Annotated in this window: 19 protein-coding genes and 1 riboswitch; of the genes, 9 read left to right on the forward strand and 10 right to left on the reverse strand. The window is 67.9% G+C overall.

What is annotated here, in order from left to right; translation table 11 throughout:
• Nucleotides 1–87: 87 nt before the first annotated feature.
• Complete coding sequence (locus OKQ63_RS12045; protein ID WP_264210318.1) at nucleotides 88–939, reverse strand: LysR substrate-binding domain-containing protein; 852 nt, start codon at nucleotides 937–939, stop codon at nucleotides 88–90.
• Between the two features lie 103 nt (nucleotides 940–1042).
• On the opposite strand from OKQ63_RS12045, the gene OKQ63_RS12050 reads away from it, so the two are divergent.
• Nucleotides 1043–1831: a HalD/BesD family halogenase gene (locus OKQ63_RS12050; protein ID WP_264210319.1), complete on the forward strand. Its 789-nt coding sequence runs from the start codon at nucleotides 1043–1045 to the stop codon at nucleotides 1829–1831.
• Nucleotides 1832–1953: 122 nt separating this feature from the next.
• Here OKQ63_RS12050 and metZ read toward each other — a convergent pair whose 3' ends face one another.
• A complete protein-coding gene (gene metZ, locus OKQ63_RS12055; protein ID WP_264210320.1) occupies nucleotides 1954–3144 on the reverse strand; it encodes an O-succinylhomoserine sulfhydrylase in 1191 nt (396 codons plus the stop codon).
• Between the two features lie 60 nt (nucleotides 3145–3204).
• Nucleotides 3205–3283: riboswitch (SAM riboswitch) on the reverse strand.
• Nucleotides 3284–3397: 114 nt separating this feature from the next.
• On the opposite strand from metZ, the gene OKQ63_RS12060 reads away from it, so the two are divergent.
• The gene (locus tag OKQ63_RS12060; protein ID WP_264210321.1) at nucleotides 3398–4087 is read left to right on the forward strand and encodes a glutathione S-transferase N-terminal domain-containing protein; all 690 of its coding nucleotides are present in this window, start codon (nucleotides 3398–3400) and stop codon (nucleotides 4085–4087) included.
• 106 nt (nucleotides 4088–4193) lie between these two features.
• Here OKQ63_RS12060 and OKQ63_RS12065 read toward each other — a convergent pair whose 3' ends face one another.
• Nucleotides 4194–4808 carry an inner membrane-spanning protein YciB gene (locus OKQ63_RS12065; protein WP_264210322.1) on the reverse strand — a complete coding sequence of 205 codons (615 nt, stop codon included), beginning with the start codon at nucleotides 4806–4808 and terminating at the stop codon, nucleotides 4194–4196.
• 28 nt (nucleotides 4809–4836) lie between these two features.
• Complete coding sequence (locus tag OKQ63_RS12070; RefSeq protein ID WP_264210323.1) at nucleotides 4837–5739, reverse strand: DMT family transporter; 903 nt, start codon at nucleotides 5737–5739, stop codon at nucleotides 4837–4839.
• 60 nt (nucleotides 5740–5799) lie between these two features.
• Between OKQ63_RS12070 and OKQ63_RS12075 the strand changes: the two genes are divergently transcribed.
• The gene (locus OKQ63_RS12075) at nucleotides 5800–6285 is read left to right on the forward strand and encodes an MgtC/SapB family protein (protein ID WP_434086061.1); all 486 of its coding nucleotides are present in this window, start codon (nucleotides 5800–5802) and stop codon (nucleotides 6283–6285) included.
• Nucleotides 6286–6294: 9 nt separating this feature from the next.
• Here the strand turns inward: OKQ63_RS12075 and ftsY are convergent, their stop codons facing one another.
• Nucleotides 6295–7377 (reverse strand): signal recognition particle-docking protein FtsY, encoded by a 1083-nt coding sequence (gene ftsY, locus OKQ63_RS12080; protein ID WP_264210325.1) that lies wholly within the window; start codon nucleotides 7375–7377, stop codon nucleotides 6295–6297.
• A gap of 77 nt (nucleotides 7378–7454) precedes the next feature.
• Nucleotides 7455–8096 (reverse strand): lysoplasmalogenase, encoded by a 642-nt coding sequence (locus OKQ63_RS12085; RefSeq protein ID WP_264210326.1) that lies wholly within the window; start codon nucleotides 8094–8096, stop codon nucleotides 7455–7457.
• 154 nt (nucleotides 8097–8250) lie between these two features.
• On the opposite strand from OKQ63_RS12085, the gene OKQ63_RS12090 reads away from it, so the two are divergent.
• A complete protein-coding gene (locus OKQ63_RS12090) occupies nucleotides 8251–8649 on the forward strand; it encodes a hypothetical protein (protein ID WP_264213915.1) in 399 nt (132 codons plus the stop codon).
• 61 nt (nucleotides 8650–8710) lie between these two features.
• Here OKQ63_RS12090 and xseA read toward each other — a convergent pair whose 3' ends face one another.
• Complete coding sequence (xseA, locus tag OKQ63_RS12095; protein ID WP_264210327.1) at nucleotides 8711–10162, reverse strand: exodeoxyribonuclease VII large subunit; 1452 nt, start codon at nucleotides 10160–10162, stop codon at nucleotides 8711–8713.
• A gap of 134 nt (nucleotides 10163–10296) precedes the next feature.
• Between xseA and purD the strand changes: the two genes are divergently transcribed.
• Entirely contained in the window at nucleotides 10297–11562 is a 1266-nt protein-coding gene (purD, locus tag OKQ63_RS12100) for a phosphoribosylamine--glycine ligase (protein ID WP_264210328.1), read from the forward strand.
• A 301-nt stretch (nucleotides 11563–11863) separates the two neighbouring features.
• On the opposite strand, the gene OKQ63_RS12105 is transcribed toward purD, so the two are convergent.
• Complete coding sequence (locus tag OKQ63_RS12105; RefSeq protein ID WP_264210329.1) at nucleotides 11864–13588, reverse strand: DUF1217 domain-containing protein; 1725 nt, start codon at nucleotides 13586–13588, stop codon at nucleotides 11864–11866.
• A gap of 427 nt (nucleotides 13589–14015) precedes the next feature.
• Complete coding sequence (locus OKQ63_RS12110) at nucleotides 14016–14339, reverse strand: 2Fe-2S iron-sulfur cluster-binding protein (RefSeq protein ID WP_024089409.1); 324 nt, start codon at nucleotides 14337–14339, stop codon at nucleotides 14016–14018.
• Between the two features lie 165 nt (nucleotides 14340–14504).
• On the opposite strand from OKQ63_RS12110, the gene OKQ63_RS12115 reads away from it, so the two are divergent.
• The 4 genes from OKQ63_RS12115 (at nucleotide 14505) to OKQ63_RS12130 (ending at nucleotide 17161) form a co-directional block, all read left to right on the forward strand.
• Nucleotides 14505–14930 (forward strand): OB-fold nucleic acid binding domain-containing protein, encoded by a 426-nt coding sequence (locus OKQ63_RS12115; RefSeq protein WP_264210330.1) that lies wholly within the window; start codon nucleotides 14505–14507, stop codon nucleotides 14928–14930.
• Between the two features lie 63 nt (nucleotides 14931–14993).
• A complete protein-coding gene (locus tag OKQ63_RS12120; protein WP_264210331.1) occupies nucleotides 14994–15515 on the forward strand; it encodes a peptidoglycan-binding domain-containing protein in 522 nt (173 codons plus the stop codon).
• Between the two features lie 88 nt (nucleotides 15516–15603).
• Nucleotides 15604–16272 carry a Crp/Fnr family transcriptional regulator gene (locus OKQ63_RS12125; RefSeq protein WP_264210332.1) on the forward strand — a complete coding sequence of 223 codons (669 nt, stop codon included), beginning with the start codon at nucleotides 15604–15606 and terminating at the stop codon, nucleotides 16270–16272.
• Between the two features lie 376 nt (nucleotides 16273–16648).
• On the forward strand, nucleotides 16649–17161 hold the full coding sequence (locus OKQ63_RS12130; RefSeq protein WP_264210333.1) for a class I SAM-dependent methyltransferase: 513 nt from the start codon (nucleotides 16649–16651) through the stop codon (nucleotides 17159–17161).
• Between the two features lie 75 nt (nucleotides 17162–17236).
• Here the strand turns inward: OKQ63_RS12130 and OKQ63_RS12135 are convergent, their stop codons facing one another.
• Complete coding sequence (locus OKQ63_RS12135) at nucleotides 17237–18724, reverse strand: Do family serine endopeptidase (RefSeq protein WP_434086011.1); 1488 nt, start codon at nucleotides 18722–18724, stop codon at nucleotides 17237–17239.
• Nucleotides 18725–18828: the final 104 nt, after the last annotated feature.

Below are 18828 nucleotides of genomic sequence, written 5' to 3' on the forward strand. Positions count from 1 at the left end.
CCCATATAAGAGCCGGCAGGCCACCCTCATATACTGTTACGCGGCAATTTTCAAAACGGATCCGCCATTTGCGGCAGAACCGGCGCCTTATCGGACCCAAAGCGCCTCCGCAAGCGCCGTGAGCCTGCGTGACCGCGACTTGTAATGCGCCGTTACCAGCACATAGGGCCGCGGCATTTCCAGCACCGGACCGTCCAGGCGGTGCAGCCGGCCTGCGCGGATTTCCCCGGCAATCACCTGCTCCGGCAGCAAGGCAATGCCCAGCCCCGCCTGCACCAGCGCCACCGCCGAAGGCACCGACGGCGCGATGGCCGCCGCCGCGTCGCCGCGCGCGGTCCCGTGCTGCACAAAATACTGCCGCCAGCCCGGAACCGAGGAAATCGCCGCCCCCCAGTTCACCTCCACCAGCGGCGCGCAGTCCAGGCCGGCTTGGGGGTCCGCGCCCACCGGCACCAAGCGGTCGGTGAACAGCTCCTGCATGCGGTGGTCCGGATGCTCGCCGCCATAAGACAGCCGCGCATCAATGCCCTCGGCCTCCAGGTCGATGCTGTCATCCTCGATCCGCAGCTGCACCGGCACATCCGGGCGGGCCGCCGCAAATGCCTTGAGCCGCTCCGGCAGCCACAACTGCGCCAGCGCGGGCGTGGCCGATACCACCAGCGGGCGGCGCTTGCCGCCCTCGGTCAGCGCCCGGGTGAAACTGGCAATCTCCGCCAGCGCCACCGCCGCCTTCTGGTAATAGTCCCGCCCCGCATCGGTGAGCCGCACCTGGTTGGCGCGGCGGGTGAACAGCTTCAGGCCCAGCCAGTCCTCCAGGTTCTTCACCTGCATCGACACCGCCGCCGGGCTCACCCCCAGCTCTGCCCCGGCAGCCGAAAAACTCCCGCTCCGGGCGGCGCATTCAAAGGCGCGCAAGGCATTGAGCGGCGGCAGCTTCATGGCGGCACAGTGCAAGATTTTCTTATGCTCGCCAAGATATTTTACAGTGGTCAGACCCCCGCCCGGCGCGCAGGCTCAGGCAAAAGGCCAAGGGAGAAACGACATGCGCGATATTCTGGATCTGGAGCGTTACCCGCTCGACCGCCCCGGCAGCCCCGATTGGCAGGCACTGGTGCACCGCTGCCGGGAGGAGCTGGCAAAAGACGGCATGTTCAGCCTGCACGGGCTGATGACGCCGGAGACGGCCCGGGGCGCCGCGGAGGCGCTGGCGGCCAAGTTCGAAACCGAAAGCTTCCGCCATGAGCGCGAGCACAACATCTACTTCCAGGACGGGATCGAGGGGCTGGCCCCGGACCACCCTGCCCTGCAGCGGTTCAAGACCTCGAATCTGACACTCTGCGCCGACCAGCTTGCAGGCTCGCCGGTTCTGCGGCTCTATGAATGGCCGCCGTTTGCGGACTTCCTCGCCGCCGCCATGGGCAAGGCGCAGCTCTACACCATGCAGGATCCGCTGGCCCGGGTGAATGTGATGTCCTATGGTCCGGAGCAGGCCCTGAACTGGCATTTCGACCGTTCCGAATTCACCACCACGATGCTGCTGCAGGCCCCGGAGGAAGGCGGCGCGTTCATCTACAGCCCCGAACTGCGCAGCGAAGAGGACCCGAATTACGACGGTGTCGAACGGCTGCTGACCGGCACGGACCCCAACATGCGCTCGGTGACGCTGTCCCCCGGCACGCTCAACATCTTCCGCGGCAGGAACTCCCCCCATCGGGTCGGCACCGTCAAAGGGGAAAAACACCGGGTGATTGCCGTCTTCTCCTTCTTCGACCGCCCCGGCGTGATGTTCAGCGCCAAGGAGCAGATCGGTTTTTACGGGCGTGCCGCATGACCAAGCACCTGCCGGAAGGAACAAAAGAGGGGGCCGTCTGCCCCCTCTTGCGCCTTCGGCTCAATTCACCCCCGAGGATATTTCCGGCCAGATGAAGACTGGATCCTCTGGCTGCGGCGGCCTCAGGCCTGCGCTGCGTCCAGCGCGGCTTTCAGGTCAGCGATCAGGTCGTCCGCATCCTCCAGCCCCACCGAGAAGCGCACCAGCCCGGGCGTGATGCCCAGTTCCGCCTTCAGCTCTTCGCTGAGGCGCTGATGGGTGGTGGTTGCCGGGTGGGTGGCGATGGATTTGGCGTCGCCGAGGTTGTTGGAGATCACCGGGATGGTCATCGCGTTCAGGAACCTGAACGCCGCCTCCTTGCCGCCCTTCAGGTCCAGCGACAGCACGGTGCCGCCCTTGCCGCCCAGCTGGGTCTGCACCAGCGCGTTCTGCGCGTGGCCCGCGAGGCCAGGATAAATGGTCCGTTCCAGCGCCGCGTGGCCGTCCAGCGCTTCGGCAATCTTCAACGCGCTGCCGGCCTGGGCGTTGACCCGCAGGTCGATTGTCTCCAGCCCCTTCAGCATGACCCAGGCATTGAACGGGCTGAGGCTGCCGCCGGTGTGCTTCATGTAGGGTTCCAGCGTGCCGCGGATGTAATCCTTGCTGCCCAGCACCACGCCGCCCAGCGCCCGGCCCTGGCCGTCGATGTGCTTGGTCGCGGAATAGACCACCACATCGGCGCCCTGCTCGACCGCGCGCGAAAACACCGGGGTCGAGAACACGTTGTCGACGATCACCAGCGCGCCGCAGGAATGGGCGATCTCCGCCACCGCCTTGATGTCGATCACCTCCAGCGTCGGGTTCGACATCGACTCGAAGAACACCGCCTTGGTGTCCGGCCGCATCGCCGCTCGCCACTGCTCCAGGTCGGTGCCGTCGACAAAGCTCACCTCGACGCCGAACCGGGTCAGGATGGTCTCCAGGATATAAAGGCAGGAGCCGAACAGCGCCTTGGCCGACACCACATGGTCGCCCGCCTTCAGCACCGAGGTCAGCGCGCCGCTGACCGCCGCCATGCCGGAGGCGGTGGCAAAGGCATCCTCGGCCCCTTCCAGCGCCGCGATCCGCTCTTCGAACATGGCCACGGTCGGGTTGCCGTAGCGGGCATAGATGAACTCGTCCGGGCCGGTCTCGATGAACCGCGCCTCGGCCTGCTCGGCCGTGTCATAGACAAAGCCCTGGGTCAGGAAAATCGCTTCGCTCACCTCGTTGTACTGGCTGCGGCGGGTGCCGCCGTGAACCAGCTTGGTGCGGCTGTTCCAGTTGTCGCTCATCTTCTGTCTCCTCGCGCCCGCAGCGCACAAAAAAACCCCCGATCGGCCAAGCGAAAGGGGGTCCTTCTCGTCCTGACCTCTTTAGCGGGAATGTTTAACGTGGCCCGCAATCCGGTAACAAATCGCCACGATATGATGCCTGCCTTTACGCCCGCCGCGGGATTCGGTCAAGCCGGCGGGCGGCATCGGTTCCGCTCTTGCCCCCAGGCCCCGGCGTATGCTCCTGTGGCCGGGCAACCGGCGGAGAAGAAAGATGCAGGACCCGATCCAGTTATTCTACTGGCCCACGCCGAACGGCTGGAAAATCTCCATCGCGCTGGAGGAGATGGGGCTTCCTTACGAGGTCACGCTGATCGACATCACCAGGGGCGATCAGTTCGCGCCGGAATTCCTGAAGATCTCCCCCAACAACCGGATGCCCGCAATCATCGACCCGGACGGCCCCGGCGGCGCCCCGGTCTCTCTGTTCGAAAGCGGCGCCATCCTGCAGTATCTCGCCCGCAAGACCGGGCAGTTCCATGGCCGGGACGAACGGGCGCGGCTGGCGGCGGACCAATGGCTGATGTGGCAGATGGGCGGCCTTGGCCCGATGGCCGGACAGGCGCATCACTTCCTGAAATACGCGCCCGAGGACCTGCCCTATGCCAAAGACCGCTACCGCAGCGAAGTGGCCCGCCTCTACGGCGTGCTGGACCGGCAGCTGGCGGAGAATGAATACGCGGCCGGGCCGGACATGACCATTGCCGACATCGCCATCTGGCCCTGGGCCTCGCTCTGGGAGGGCCAGCAGCAGACGCTGGAGGACAAGCCCCACTTCGCCCGCTGGCTCGATCTGATGTGGTCGCGGCCCGGGGTGGTTGCAGGCCGGGCGCTGCACGCGGATCTGCGGGCGGACAGGTCGGACACCCGGGCGCAGCAGGTGATTTTCGGGCAAGGCGGCTGATTTGCGCAACCGCAGCGCACCGCAGGTGCGCTGCCCGGCCCAAGGCTTCAAGCTTCATCCGTGATGAAGTGCCAAGGCGCGGGAGCCCGCCCTTGCCGCCCGCCGGTCACTCCGCCGGGCCTGCCTCTTCCTCCTCGGCGCCGTATTTCTGGAACAGCTGCCCCTGCAGCATGAAAAAGGCGAACATCGCCACCGGCAGGCCGAAGGTCTTGAAATAGACCCAGGTCTCGGTGCTTTGCGTCCGCCAGATCAGCTCATTGGCCGCCGCCAGGGCGAAAAAGAACGCGCACAGCCGCCGGGTCAGGATCATCCACCCCGCCTGCTGCAGCGGCATCATTTCCTCCATCACCACCTTCAGCCAGCTCTGCCCCCGCAGCAGCCCAAGACCCAGCAGCCCGCCGAACAGCAGGTACAGCATCGTCGGCTTCATCTTGATGAAGCGGTCGTCGTTGAACCACACCGACATGCCGCCGAACAGCACCACCAGGATCAGCGTGGCAAACTGCATCCGCGACAGATGCCCGGTCAGCTTCCACAGCGCCAGGGTCGAGGCCGCCATCAGCGGGATGAAGGCGGCGGTGATGACGATGAAGCCCTTGTATTCGCTGCCGCCGATCAGAAACACCTCGTCCTTCAGCTTCAGATAGCCGATGAAGAACAGGACGATCGGGCCCAGCTCCAGCACCATCTTCAGGGTCGGGTTGATTCTCTTTCCGGCCATGGGGCCTCCTGTCAATTCTGCGCGGGCTTTAGCCGCCCATTTCCACTATCACGGCACCCAGCGCGATCAAAGCCATCAGCGCGATCCGCCGCGGCCCCACGGTTTCCTTCAGCACCAGCCAGCCGATGAGGGCTGCAAACACGGTGGAGGTCTCGCGCAGCACCGCCGCCTCCCCCACCTTGTCGAGCCGGGTCGCCAGCATGATCGCCCCGAAGGAGGCAAAGGCCACCAGCCCGCCGAAGAACCCCTTGACCATCAGCGGCCCTGGCGCGGGCGGCTCCGGCATCCGCCGCCAGCGGGCCAGCGCGATGAAGGGGAACACCAGCCCGTCGATCATGAAGAACCACGCCAGAAAGGTGAACGGATCGGCGGTGGAGCGGATGCCATAGGCGTCATAGGTGGTGTAGAGCGCGACGAACAGCCCGGTGATCACCGCCAGCACCAGCGCAATCCCCAGCGTCTCGCGCGCCGAGACCAGGAAGATGAAATTGTAGATGGCCAGGCCGAAGATCCCGGCCAGCAGCACGCCCACGCCCAGCCACTGCGTCACCGTGAAGATCTCGCCGAACAGCCAGTAGGCGCCGATCACCGTGAACAGCGGCCCGGTGCCGCGCACCACCGGGTAGACCACCGTATAGGCGCCCTTGGTATAGGCCAGCGCCTGGAACAGCTTGTAGAGCACATGGATCACCCAGACGCCCAGGAAGATCAGCCACATGTGCGGCTCCGGCCAGGGCACCACGAACAGCGCAAACGGCGCCGCCATCACGCAGTAGGAGAAATCGATCGCGCCGCGCGACAGCCAGGGATCGTGCCGCCCCTTCTGCAGCGCCCCGAAGACCGCGTGCAGAAACGCCGCCATCACCGCCAGATACAGCGCCGCCTGGTGCCCTGCCGGGGTGCCCTCCAGCGAAATCAGCCACGCGCTCATGCCATTTTCCCTGTTGGCGGCCGGACCGGAAATCCACTAACGTCCGGGGTCATGGACGGCATACTCGACAGTCTGAGGCAGGATATCGCAAACGGGTTCGGCGGGGTGCCGCCCTCGGTGGCGGCCTTGCGCCTGATCGCGGCGCTGGTGCTGGCCGGGGTGATCGGGCTGGAGCGCGAGGTGCGCGACAAACCCGCCGGGCTGCGCACCCACATGCTGGTCTCGGTCGCCGCCTGCCTGTTCATGCTGATCAGCCAGCAGCTGGCGGCAACGCCCTTCATGAACTCCGGCGATGCGCTGCGGGTGGACCCGCTGCGCCTGATCGAGGCGGTCACCGCAGGGGTGGCCTTCCTCGCTGCCGGGCTGATCTTCTCCTCCGGCGGCGAAGTCCGCAATGTCACCACCGGGGCCTCGCTGTGGCTGACCGGCGCCATCGGGCTCAGCTGCGGCAGCGGCGAAATTGCCTTGGCGGCGCTGGCCACCGTGCTCGTGCTCGCGGTGCTGATCCTGCTGCGGGCGCTGGAGCGCTGGATGGGCACCCGGTAGCCGCCGCCCTTACCGGGCATCCAGACCGGTCAGCGCGCTGGCGAATTCCTCGGGATCAAAGGGGGCCAGATCGTCGATCTGCTCGCCGACGCCGATGGCATGGATCGGCAGGCCGAACTTGTCCGCCAGCGCCACCAGAACACCTCCCTTGGCAGTGCCGTCCAGCTTGGTCATCACCAGGCCGGACACATCGGCAAGCTTCCGGAACGTCTCCACCTGGCTCAGCGCGTTCTGCCCGGTGGTGGCATCCAGCACCAAGAGGGTGTTGTGCGGCGCGGTCTCGTCCTTCTTGCGGATCACCCGGACGATCTTGGCCAGCTCCTCCATCAGGTCGGCGCGGTTCTGCAGCCGCCCGGCGGTGTCGATCATCAAGAGGTCGGCGCCCTCTTCCTGCGCCCGTGTCATCGCGTCGAACGCCAGCGACGCGGGGTCCGAGCCTTCGGGCGCGGTCAGCACCGGCACCCCGGCACGGTCGCCCCAGATCTGCAGCTGTTCCACCGCGGCGGCCCGGAAGGTGTCGCCCGCGGCGATCACCACCTTCTTGCCTGCGCCCTTGAACTGGCTGGCCAGCTTGCCGATGGTGGTGGTCTTGCCGGAGCCGTTCACCCCCACGACCAGCACCACCTGCGGGCGTTTGGCGTAGATCGGCAGCGGTTTCGCCACCGGTTCCATGATGCGGGCGACTTCCTGCGCCAGCAGCTCCTTGATCTCGCGGCTGGACACCTTCTTGCCCATCCGCCCCTCGGCCAGGTTGGCGGTGACGCGCAGCGCCGTGTCCACCCCCATGTCGGCGCCGATCAGCAGCTCTTCCAGCTGCTCCAGCATGCCGTCGTCCAGCGCCCGGCGCGGCTCCGCGGCGCTGCCGCGCCCGATCAGCCGGCCCAGCAGGCCGGGCGTCTCCCGGGCCGGTTCCGGCTCCGGCGCCGGCGCGGGCGCAGGCTGCTCCGGCGCGACCGCCGGCGATTGCGCCAGCGCCTCCACCGCCTTGTCCGCACCGCTCTCCGCGCCCTCTTCCACGATCGCATCAAGCCCCTGCTCGAGCTTGGAAGAGGATTTGAACAGCCGTTCCTTGAGCTTTGAGAAAAACGCCATCTTGGTCTCCGGAAAAGGGTCTGCACCCCACCTAATGCGGTTTGAGCCGGAGTGCAAAGCGCAAGCCGCGCCGCGGATCAGGAAAATGCCGCCAGGAACCCCGCCTGCGCGCCCCAGTACAGCGCCCAGACCGCATAGGGCGCGACGCGGCGCAGCGGATGCGCCGCCGCCAGCACAAAGGTCTCCGCCGCCAGAACCATATCCGACAGCACAAAGGCGCAGACGGCCGCAAAAACGCCGCTGCCGGGCGGCAGGGCCAGCGCCGCCGCCGCCATCCCCAGGATCACCGGGATATAGCCCAGCACCGCGCCCTTCAGCGCGCCCGCCCGCGGCGCCAGGGCGCGGGCCATCAGGGCCCCCAGCAGCAGCAGCACCGCCGCCCAGGCCGCCCCGGGCAGCTGCAGCAGCCGGGCGGGATCGCTGTCCGCACGGGTCAGGAACAGCGCGGCATAGGCCAGATGCCCGGCGGCAAAGGCGCCGGTACCTGCCATGAACGCCGTCTCGCCGCCGCGCGACAGCATGAGATCGCCCAGCGCGCACAGGGCCAGCGCCAGCACCAGCAGCAGCGGCCCGCCGGCCGCCCAGCCCGCCAGCGCCAGCAGCGCCACCGAGGCCGTCTTGGCCAGGCTGCGCCACGCACCCGGCGGGCGCGCGGCCATGATCAGATACCCGATTGCACAGACCGCGCCGCCCGCGGCAGCAGCCGCTTCAACTGCCATCATCCTGCCTCCCTGCCTGTTTCCGCCAGCTTGGCCGCAAGCCGGAGCTCAGGTCAAAGGTGACCAAACGGGACCCCGGGCATCGCCGCCGGGTTTTCCGCAGGCATGCACATCACGCGTGGCCGGACGGCGGACACTCTGGCACACTGGCGCCATGCGCCTGCTGCTGCTGATTCCCCTGCTCGCCGCCCTCTCCGGGCCGCTCAGAGCCGCCGAACCTCTGAACGCCGAGGAGTTCGACCGCTATACCCAGGGCCGCACCCTGTTCTACGGCTTCGGCGGCGCCATGTACGGGGTCGAACGCTACCTGCCCGGACGGCGGGTGATCTGGTCCTTTCTCGACGGCGAGTGCCAGGAAGGCAGCTGGTACGAGGAGGCGGGCCAGATCTGCTTCCTCTATCAGGACCGCGAGGACCCGCAATGCTGGAGCTTCGAGCTCACCTCCCGCGGGCTGACGGCGCGGTTCGAAAACGACCCCGCCGCGACCGAGCTCTACGAGGCCGAGGAGATCGGCGAGAAGATGCTGTGCTACGGCCCCGAGGTCGGCACCTGAGGCCGCAGGCCGGCCCCCTCTGCGATGCCTGGAACAGCGCGCCCCGGCTGCCGCCCGGCGCCTAGGCGCTGCCGCCTGCCGGGTCCCTGCCCTCCAGATCCAGGGTGCCGTCGGCAAACTCGATCTGCAGCGGGCCGGCCGCGGCGGCGGCGGCGGTCCGGGTCGTCAGGATCTCCGCGCCCGAGCGCACCACCGCATAGCCCCGCTGCAGCGTCGCCTTGTAGCTCAGGATCTCCAGCTGGCGGCCTGCCGCGGCCAGGCTCTGGCGCTGCCGGTCGAGCCGCAGCCCCTGCGCCGCCTCCAGCCGCTGGCCGAGCCGCGCCAGCGCGTCCCTGCGGGCCGCCGCCTCGCGCTGGATCGGCCGCAGCGTCAGCCGCGAGGACAGGTTCTGCAGCCGGTTCCGCCGCCCCTCGACCAGCTGGCGCAGGGTGGCCGGGCGCAGGGAGGCCGCGGTTTCGCTCAGGTGCAGGCGGCGGCGCTGCACGCCGGACATCAGCGCCCCCGGCAGCCGGTCGGAAATCCGGTCCAGCCGCTGGCGCGGGGTCTCCAGCAAGGTGTCGGGCCGGGGCAGCGCGCGCGCCAGATCGTTCAGCCGCTGGCGCCTCAGCTGCACCGCCTGGCCCGCGGCGCGCATCAGCCGCGCGCCCTGATTCTCCGCCCAGGCCATCAGCTCCAGCCGCACCGGCACCGCCAGTTCCGCCGCCGCCGTCGGCGTCGGTGCGCGGCGGTCGGAGACAAAGTCGATCAGCGTGGTGTCGGTCTCATGCCCCACCGCCGAGATCAGCGGGATCCGGCTGGCAGCCGCGGCGCGGGCCACGATTTCCTCGTTGAAGCCCCACAGATCCTCGATCGAGCCGCCGCCGCGGGCGACAATGATCAGATCGGGCCGCGGCAGCGCGCCGCCCGGCGTCAGCCGGTTGAAGCCCTCGATGGCGCGGGCGACCTCGGGCGCGCAGGTTTTCCCCTGCACCGCCACCGGCCAGACCAGCACCTTGCGCGGGAAACGGTCGCGCAGCCGGTGCAGGATATCGCGGATCACCGCCCCCGACGGCGAGGTCACCACCCCGATGATATGCGGCAGGTAGGGCAGCGGTTGTTTCCGCTCCGGCGCAAACAACCCCTCCGCCTCCAGCTGCTTCTTGCGCTTCTCCAGGAGCGCCATCAGCGCGCCCTGGCCCGCGACCGCAACCTCATCCACGTTCATGTTGTATTTCGACTGCGCGCCAAAGGCCGTCAGCCGGCCGGTGACCACCACCTCCAGCCCTTCCTCCGGCACCACCGAGAGGCCGCTGATCTGCCCCTTCCAGGTGGTGCAGGCCAGCACCGAGCGGTCATCCTTGATGTCATAGTAGAGATGCCCGGAGCGCGCCTTGAACACCCGGCCCACCTCGCCGCGCACCCGGATGCGGCCAAAGGTGCCCTCCAGCGTGCGCTTCACCTCGCCGGAAATTTCCGAAACGGTGAATTCGGGGGCGTTCTGCCCCGGCTGCGGGTCGTCAAACAGATCGGACATGGGGCGCTGCTCTCCAGTGGCTTGAGGCTGGTCTTGTTTTGAGGCCGCGCGCAGCATAGAACGCGCCGCAAGCATGGCAAGCCCCGGATGGCGCCGGGAGGCCAGACGGCTCAGGCAGATCGGAGAACACGCACATGAACATCCTCATCCTCGGCAGCGGCGGGCGCGAACACGCCCTGGCCTGGGCAGTGATGCAGAACCCCAAATGCGACAAGCTGATCGTGGCGCCGGGCAACGCAGGCATCGCCCAGATTGCCGACTGCGCCGCGCTGGACATCGAAAACGGCGGCGCGGTCGCCGCCTTTGCCGAGGAAAACGCCATCGACTTCGTGATCATCGGCCCCGAAGCGCCGCTGGCGGCGGGCGTTGCCGACCGGCTGCGGGAGGCGGGCCTGCTGGTGTTCGGCCCCTCCGAGGCCGCGGCCCGGCTGGAAGCCTCCAAGAGTTTCACCAAGGAGATCTGCGACGCCGCCGGCGCCCCCACCGCCGCCTACGGCCATTTCACCGATGCCGAGGCCGCCAAGGCGCATGTGCGCAAGCATGGCGCGCCGATCGTGGTCAAGGCCGACGGTCTGGCGGCCGGCAAGGGCGTGATCATCGCCATGACAGAAGATGAAGCCATTGCCGCCATCGGCGACATGTTCGGCGGTGCCTTCGGCGGCGCCGGCGCCGAGGTGGTGATCGAGGAGTTCATGGAAGGCGAGGAAGCGTCCCTCTTTGTGCTGGTCGACGGCGAGGACGTGCTGGCGATCGGCTCCGCCCAGGACCACAAGCGGGTGGGCGAAGGCGACACCGGCCCCAACACCGGCGGCATGGGCGCCTATTCCCCCGCGCCGGTGCTGAGCGCCGAAATCGAGGCGAAGGCGATGGAAGAGATCGTGAAGCCGACCATGCGGGTGATGGCCGAGCGCGGCATGCCCTATCAGGGGGTGCTCTACGCGGGTCTGATGATCCAGGACGGTTTGCCGCGGCTGGTGGAATACAACGTCCGCTTCGGCGACCCGGAATGCCAGGTGCTGATGATGCGGCTGGGCGCGCAGGCGCTCGACCTGATGCACGCCGCCGCCGAAGGCCGCCTGGCCGACGCGCAGGTGAACTGGGCCGACGACCACGCGATCACCGTGGTTCTGGCCGCCGAAGGCTATCCGGGCGCTTACGAGAAAGGCTCCGAGATCAAGGGGCTGGACGCGCTGCCCGAGGACAGCAGCAGCATGGTGTTTCACGCGGGCACCAAGGCGCAGGACGGCAAGGTGCTGGCGGTTGGCGGCCGGGTGCTGAACGTGACCGCCCGCGGCGCCTCCCTGCAGGAGGCCCGCGACCGCGCCTATGAGATGGCCGGCGGGGTGGACTGGGCAGAAGGCTTCTTCCGCCGCGACATCGGCTGGCGCGCCCTGAAATAACCGCCGCGCCCCGGTCCGCCGGGGCACTCCCGCCCGCGCCCGGCCAATCGGAGATTGTCCGCCGCAGTTGGGCCCGGCCGGGCGCAAAGGCGCCCGGCTGCCGCCGCAGGCCGCCGCCGCCGCGCCGGGTGTCGTTCTCTGATGTCCGGCAGCGCCGCCCGGCAGGGGCCGGCGCTGTGTTCCGGTCCTGTGTCCCGGCCCTGTGCGGCGGGGTCCGCCAAAGGCCGGCGCGGATATCGCAGAGGCGCGGCACCGCTTCCGGCCGGCGGCGGCACGGCCCGGATTTTTCAGCGCCGCCGGGCTAGAAGCTGTTCAGGTCGCTCAGTATCAGGAACCGCCTGCGGAACTGATCCAGCATTTCCGGCTCCAGAAAATCCGCCGGGTGGGTTGTCCCGAAGGCCGCAAAGGAACGGTCCTTCATCTCTTCCAGCTGCCGCTCGATATCCAGCTGGCCAATGCCCGAGGGCAGGCCCAGCGCCGTCTCGAAGACCGTGCGCAACGGCGGCGATCCGATGATGTTGTACCAATGGGCGTTTTCGCTGCCGCCCTCGTCGGCAACGCTTTGCAGCTCACGCTCGAGCGCCAGCGCCAGCCGCATGTTCGAGTCGGATTCGCCGATCCGGATCTCGAACTGGCGGTCGGCATAAAGCTCGGCGATCTCGGCGGCAAACCCTTCCGGGTAGTCCCGGCCGGTGTCCCCCTTGTTGAAGGAGAAGGCACCGGCCATCGCCTTCAGCCCGGTGTCATAATGCAGGTTGGCATAGGAGATGCTGGAGGACAGGTCGGATTCGAAGGCGCGGATCACGGTGTTGAAGTCGGTGTCCCGATGGCTCTGGCCGAACAGGTCCAGCGTCGCCTCGAACAGGCTCAGGTCGAACACCAGTTCCTGCGGATTTTCGAATGTGCCCAGCTTGTCGGTGATCTCGGCGGCGAACACCTGCATCTTGCTGGCGTGCTCGGGCCAGACATTCTGGAAGGCATCGGCAAAGTCATAATAGGCCAGGTTTTCCGGCTGGTTCACAAAGGAATTCGGGTCGGACAGGTCGGACTCCAGCACCTGGCGCAGGTAATCCTCGCCCCTGTCGCTGACGTTGAACGTATCCAGGGCATGCTCCAGAAGCTCCGGATTCGACAGCAGCTCGTCCGGGTCGGTCATGCCATTGATATCGGGCCAGCCGAAGCCGAAGGCCTCGGAGACCGCGAGGTAGCGCTTGTCCTCCAGCTGGTTGACAAAGGAATCGGGGTCCGTGGTGTCCGAATTCAGCACCCGCCGCAGGAAATCCGGACTGGTGCGTTCCAGATCGAAGGTGTCGATCACCGCCTGCAGCAGGTCCTCGTCCGCCAGCAGGTCGTCGGCGCTGGCCAGGCCTTCGGTGTGCTCGTTGAATTCCGCAACCAGCGCCTCGATGCTGTTTTCATACACCGGAGCCTGGCCGAAGTTGAACTGCCGCGAGAACTCGGCATAGCGGGGATCCGTCAGCTTGTTGGCAAAGGAATCCGGATCCTCCAGATCGGATTCAAGGACTTTCTGCAGGAAGAACTGGTTGTTCTCCAGCCCCTCCAGCCCGGCGTTGGCCAGCGCCTTGCGCAGCAGCGTGCCGTTGGACAGCAGGTCGTCCGGCGAGTTGATGCCGGCAAATTCGTTTGCCGCCCGGGCACTTGGCAGCTGCGGGCCGTCCGCGCTGCCGAACCCGAAGGTCTCCGCCAGCGCCATGTAGCGGCTGTCGTTGAGCCGGTTCACAAAGGATGCCGGATCGCTCATGTCGGATTCGAGGACCTTTTTGATGAAGGCCCGGTTGCCGATGTCCTCGTCCAGGCCGAAGGCGCCAAGGGTCACGGTCAGCAGGTTGTAGTCATCCAGCAGCTGATCCGCGCTCTGCACGCTGGTAATTCTCTGCGTGAAGTCCTGAACCGTCCGGTCGATCACCGGCGATTTCTCGAAAACCTCCTGCTGCTGCTCCCGGGTCCGCTGCAGGAAGGTCCATCCGCTGATCCCGGTGCCGAACACATATGGTGAAAAGCTCACGCGCCTGTCTCCTGTATAACCGGTCCAGGCAGGTGGCCGCCCGGCGCCGCTCGTCCGGGGCAGGATACTCCAAAGGTCGTGAACAAATCTGAAACGCGGCGCGGAAAACCGGGCGGTCTGCTGCGGGTCCTGCCGGCATGCGGGGGGGCGGCAATCGTCTTCCCGCGCGCTTCACGGACGGCCCGCTGGCCCCCGGCGCCGCGGCGGCCCTGGCGGCCCCGGACACCCGGCCACCCGGCGCACCGCCCTGGCGGCAGGCCCGCCTGCCTCCGGATCTGCAATCCTGCGCATCAGCGGGCCGGATCCGCCCCGGCCTGCGCCCGGACGCCAGCCGCCGCCTGCCCCAGCCGCAACGCCCGCAGGGCGCGGCGGGCGGAACCGGGCCGGGCGCGCGCCGGCAGACGCCGCGCGGCCGGCCGGTTGAGCATCAGATCTGCTTTTCGGGCATATGCACCACCAGCCCGTCCAGCGCATCGCTCACCTTGATCTGGCACGTCAGCCGCGAGCGGGCCGGATCCGGCTCATAGGCGAAATCCAGCATGTCCTCTTCCATGTCGTCCTTGGCGGGCAGCTTCTCGACCCAGTCCGGCGCAATGTACACGTGGCAGGTCGAGCAGGCGCAGGCGCCGCCGCAATCGGCCTCGATGCCCGGGATATTGTTGTCGCGCGCGCCTTCCATCACGGTCAGCCCGTTGGCGACGTCCACGACATGGCTGGTGCCGTTGTGCTCGATGTAAGTGATCTTTGCCATTGTCAGCTCTCTTCCCTTTTCCGGTACTTGCGCGACTGTGTAGCCAAGCGCCTGCGCCGGTGCCACCCCCAATTGCGACGCAGCCCTGCCGCTGCTGGACTTTCCGGCACGATGTTCTATATTTGTTCACTCTGGAAATTTCTCAACCGCGGAGCCGACCTGCTCATGCCAGCCCCCGTCCCGGCCGCGCCCGCCGGCCCGCCCCCCTGGCCGAACTCCTGGCCGCGCCCGCCGCATTGCCTGCCCGCCGCCCGGCTGCAGGAACCGCCGGAAGGCGCCCGCGTCACCGTCGCCGGGCTGGTGATCCTGCGCCAGCGCCCCGGCACCGCCAAGGGGGTGATCTTCGTCACGCTGGAGGACGAGACCGGCGTCGTCAACGTGATCGTCTGGCGCAAGATCTACGAGGCCTTCCGCCGCGCGGTGATCTCGGGCCGGCTGCTGCGCGTCACCGGGCGGCTGCAGCGGGCGCATTCGGTCACCCATGTGATTGCCGAAACGGTGGAGGACATCTCGCCGATGCTCGACCTCCTGCTGTCGGAACAGGGCGGCGGCGGCGATCCCGCCTTTGCGCAGGGGCCGGAACTGGGCTAGGCTGCCGCCAAAGCAACGGCGCCTCCCGCGCCGCCAGAGGCACGCTGACAAAGGCATCCGGGCATGACGCCGAGCATATTCAAGACCTGCCGCCGGCACGGGCCTGCGCTGCTGCTGGCGGTGCTGGCGGCCTGTGTGCAGCCGCAGCCCGGCAGCGATGTCTCCCGCGCCGGCCGCTATGCGCCGCCCGGCGCGCCGCCGGACACCTGCTGGAGCAAGCACACCTCTCCCGCCGTGATCGAGACCGTCACCAGCCAGGTGCTGGCGGAACCGGCGCAGACAGACAGCAGCGGCCGGATCCTCCGGCCCGCCATCTTCCGCACCGAGACCCGGCAGCAGATCGTGCAGCCGCGGCAGGAGCGCTGGTTCGAAATCCCCTGCCCCGGAATGATGACCCCGGACTTCATCCGCACGGTGCAGCGGGCGCTGGCCGCCCGCGGATTCTACCGCGGCCCCGTTCACGGCCAGATGGACATGGCCACCCGCAAGGCCGTGCAGCGCTTCCAGGCGCCGCTGGGCCTGGACAGCGGCACCCTGTCGCTGGCCTCCGCCCGCAAGCTGGGGCTGGTGGCCGTGGCGGGCTGAACCGGCCGGTTCAGTTGCCCGGTTCCCCGGTGCCCCGGCCTCTGCTAAGGTCGCCGGACTGGGCTCCAGACGCGAAAGAGACTTGGCCATGCTGAAAACCCGCCTGCCCGATACCGGTTTCCTGTCCGGCGCCTCCGGCCCCTTGCGCCGGATGCTGGAAAGCCAGGCCACGGAGGTGCGCCTGCGCCAGGGCGAGGTGCTGTTCGAGCAGGGCGATGCGGGCGATGCGCTCTATGCCATCGCCGAAGGCGCGCTGGAGTTTTCGGTGCTGTCGGCCTCGGGGCGCAAGCTGTCGCTGGACATGATGCGCCCCGGCGCGGTGTTCGGCGAGATCACCCTGTTCGATCCGGGCGAGCGCACCGCCACCGCCATCGCCGCCGAGCCCAGCCGGGTCTTGCGGCTGCGCAGCGGCGATGTGCTGGCGCAGATCCGGCAGTATCCGGACCTCGCCGCCGACCTGCTGCGGCTGGCCGGGCAGCGGATGCGCTGGATGAACACCCAGCTCAATGAACAGGTGTTTCTGCCGATGCCGGTGCGGCTGGCGCGCAAGCTGCTGTACCTGGCGCCCGAAGGCCGCGGCGGGCGGGTCGCGCTGTCGCAGGCGGAGCTGGCGGAGTTTGTCGGCGCCACCCGCGAGGCGGTGTCCAAGACGCTGGCGGCCTGGAAGCGCAACGGGCTGGTCGGCATCAGCCGCGGCGGCGTGCAGATCCTCGACCGCACGGAACTGGCGGTGCTGGCGGAGCCGGATTCCATCTGATCCCCTCCGCCGCCGGAAAACTCCGGACTTCCGCGGAAAAATCCGCGTTCTGTAATCCGGGTCACAGAAGCACCGGCCCTGCGGCGCCATAAATGCCTCACAGGCAGCCATTATCCGTTCCATCCCAATGGCTGCCTGTCCAGCAAGAGCCATGTGCCCGCCAGCACATGGCTCCTGCCTTTCCGGCCGTCCCGGCCGCCACCGCCCGGATGCCCCGGGCGCAAAAGTTTTCAGAAAACTTTTGCCCAAGACTTTTCAGAAAAGTCTTGGGCCGCGTTTCCCCTCTCCGCCAGCTTTGGCCCGGCCCGTCCGCCCCCCCTTTGTTCAAGAAATATTCACTTGGCCTTTCCGGAACCGGGCCGCTAGCCTGCCGCGCATGGCTTATGATTATGACAGGCTCTACCGCGAAACCCCGGATGCCCTGGGGGCACCTTCCCCGGACGTCACCGCCTTTTTCACAGGGCTGGACAGCACGGGCCTGAAGGTCCTGGATGCCGGCTGCGGCCAGGGGCGGGACGCGCTGTTCATCGCCCGTCTGGGCCACCAGGTGACCGGCGTGGACATCTCGCCGCATGGGATCCGGGACTTGCGGGCCGCCGCCGCGCGGGAGGGCCTGGACGTGACCGGCGTGGCGGCCGATCTGACCCAGTGGGCACCGGACGGCGACTACGGCATCCTGCTGTTCGACCGGACCCTGCACATGCTGGCCGCGCCCGAGCGGCGGGCCCTTCTGGCCCGCTGCCTGCCGCATGTGCGCAACCGCGGCTGGGTGCTGATCGCCGACGAGCCGCGCAATCTGGAAGCCTTCCGCCAGGTCTTTGCGGCAGCACCCGGGGCCTGGCTCAGCCGGAAGGACAGCCGCGGCCTGCTGTTCATGCAGCGGGCCTGACACCGCGTCCGGCATGCAAAAAGGCCGGGCAGCAGCCCGGCCTCTGACAGGTCAAACAAGATCCCGCCGCGCAGATTACTCGGCCAGGTTCAGCGCCACAAAGCGCGGCTCGCCGCCGCGGCGCACCAGCAGCAGCAGCGATTTGCGGCCCGCTTCCCTGGCCTCCCCGACCCGGGCCTCCAGCTCGCTGACCGAACCGACCTTCTGCTGGCCCGCCTCAGTGATCACATCGCCCGCCCGCAGGCCCTTTTCCCAGGCTTCCGAGGTTTCGTCCACCGACAGGATCGCCAGCCCCTCGACATCTTCGCCGATGTTCAGCTCGCCGCGCAGCTGGTCGTTCAGCACCCCGACCGACAGGCCAAGCAGCTCCTTCTCGGTGGACCCGGGCGCATCGCCGCCGCTGTCCGGGCTGGACGGACCGCGCTCCGCATCCTCGCGGCGGCCCAGGGTCACCCGCAGGGTCTCGGTCTTGCCTTCGCGGTAGACCACCACGCGCACGGTCTTGCCCACCTCGGCATTGCCGACCTGGCGCACCAGGCCGCGGGTGTCGCGCACATCGATGCCGTCAAAGCTGACAATCACGTCGCCGGCCAGCACGCCCGCATCCTTGGCCGGGCCGTCCGGCACATCGGTGACCAGCGCGCCGCGGGCCTTGTCCAGCCCGATCGCCTCGGCCAGGTCGCCGTCCACATCCTGGATCTTCACCCCCAGCCAGCCGCGGCGGGTCTCGCCGAACTGCTTCAGCTGGTCGACCACCTTGACCACCACATTGGACGCCATCGAGAAGCCGATGCCGATGGAGCCGCCGTTGGGCGACAGGATCGCGGTGTTCACGCCGACGACGTCGCCATCCATGTTGAACAGCGGCCCGCCGGAGTTGCCCCGGTTGATCGCCGCATCAGTCTGGATGTAGTCGTCATAAGACCCCGACAGCTCGCGGTTGCGGGCCGAGACGATGCCCGCCGACAGCGAGAACCCCTGCCCCAGCGGGTTGCCCATCGCCACCACCCAGTCGCCGACCCGGGCGGTGTCGCTGTCGCCGAACTTGACGTATTTCAGCGGCAGCGGCGCCTGCACCTTCAAGAGCGCAATATCGGTATTGGGATCGGTGCCGATCACCTTGGCCGGCAGCAGCTCCCTGGGCTGGCCCTCGCCGGGGAAGAACTCGATCTCGATCTCGTCGGCGCCTTCGATCACGTGGTTGTTGGTGACGATGTAGCCATCTTCGGAAATCACAAAGCCCGAACCCAGCGCGGAGGAGCGGCGCGGCCGGTCGCCATTGCCGTTGCGGTCCTGGAATTCACGGAAGAAATCCTCGAACGGCGAGCCTTCCGGCACGATGCCCTGCGGGCCGGTGCGCCCCTCGATCACGGTGGTGGTGGTGATGTTGACCACCGACGGGCTTACCCTGTCGGCCAGCGGCGCCAGGCTCTCGGGCCGCGCCATGGCGGTTGCTGCCTGCATCAGCAGGACCGCCATGCTCAGCACCGCAAGCCAGATCATGCGCATCATCGCGCCTCTGCCGCTTGCCTGGCCGGAAATTGCAATTGCCTGTGGCTGCACGGAACTACTCCTTGTCATTTCTCATTCTTCTCCCCCGCCCGGACAGGCGCAAACGCCGCGGCAAACCAGGCGGAGTCTTATGGACACAATGTAGGAACTTCCGC

The organism is Leisingera thetidis (genome assembly GCF_025857195.1).
In the GTDB taxonomy this organism is placed as follows: Bacteria; Pseudomonadota; Alphaproteobacteria; order Rhodobacterales; family Rhodobacteraceae; genus Leisingera; species Leisingera thetidis.

Bases quoted from the DNA above. Each gene is read 5' to 3' on its own strand.
- OKQ63_RS12070 (WP_264210323.1), bottom strand. From the start codon at position 5,739: ATGAGCGCGTGGCTGATTTCGCTGGAGGGCACCCCGGCAGGGCACCAG.
- OKQ63_RS12060 (WP_264210321.1), top strand. From the start codon at position 3,398: ATGCAGGACCCGATCCAGTTATTCTACTGGCCCACGCCGAACGGCTGG.
- xseA (WP_264210327.1), bottom strand. From the start codon at position 10,162: ATGTCCGATCTGTTTGACGACCCGCAGCCGGGGCAGAACGCCCCCGAA.
- OKQ63_RS12130 (WP_264210333.1), top strand. From the start codon at position 16,649: ATGGCTTATGATTATGACAGGCTCTACCGCGAAACCCCGGATGCCCTG.
- OKQ63_RS12065 (WP_264210322.1), bottom strand. From the start codon at position 4,808: ATGGCCGGAAAGAGAATCAACCCGACCCTGAAGATGGTGCTGGAGCTG.
- ftsY (WP_264210325.1), bottom strand. From the start codon at position 7,377: ATGGCGTTTTTCTCAAAGCTCAAGGAACGGCTGTTCAAATCCTCTTCC.
- OKQ63_RS12050 (WP_264210319.1), top strand. From the start codon at position 1,043: ATGCGCGATATTCTGGATCTGGAGCGTTACCCGCTCGACCGCCCCGGC.
- OKQ63_RS12090 (WP_264213915.1), top strand. From the start codon at position 8,251: ATGCGCCTGCTGCTGCTGATTCCCCTGCTCGCCGCCCTCTCCGGGCCG.
- OKQ63_RS12085 (WP_264210326.1), bottom strand. From the start codon at position 8,096: ATGGCAGTTGAAGCGGCTGCTGCCGCGGGCGGCGCGGTCTGTGCAATC.
- purD (WP_264210328.1), top strand. From the start codon at position 10,297: ATGAACATCCTCATCCTCGGCAGCGGCGGGCGCGAACACGCCCTGGCC.
- OKQ63_RS12125 (WP_264210332.1), top strand. From the start codon at position 15,604: ATGCTGAAAACCCGCCTGCCCGATACCGGTTTCCTGTCCGGCGCCTCC.
- OKQ63_RS12120 (WP_264210331.1), top strand. From the start codon at position 14,994: ATGACGCCGAGCATATTCAAGACCTGCCGCCGGCACGGGCCTGCGCTG.
- OKQ63_RS12045 (WP_264210318.1), bottom strand. From the start codon at position 939: ATGAAGCTGCCGCCGCTCAATGCCTTGCGCGCCTTTGAATGCGCCGCC.
- metZ (WP_264210320.1), bottom strand. From the start codon at position 3,144: ATGAGCGACAACTGGAACAGCCGCACCAAGCTGGTTCACGGCGGCACC.
- OKQ63_RS12115 (WP_264210330.1), top strand. From the start codon at position 14,505: ATGCCAGCCCCCGTCCCGGCCGCGCCCGCCGGCCCGCCCCCCTGGCCG.
- OKQ63_RS12110 (WP_024089409.1), bottom strand. From the start codon at position 14,339: ATGGCAAAGATCACTTACATCGAGCACAACGGCACCAGCCATGTCGTG.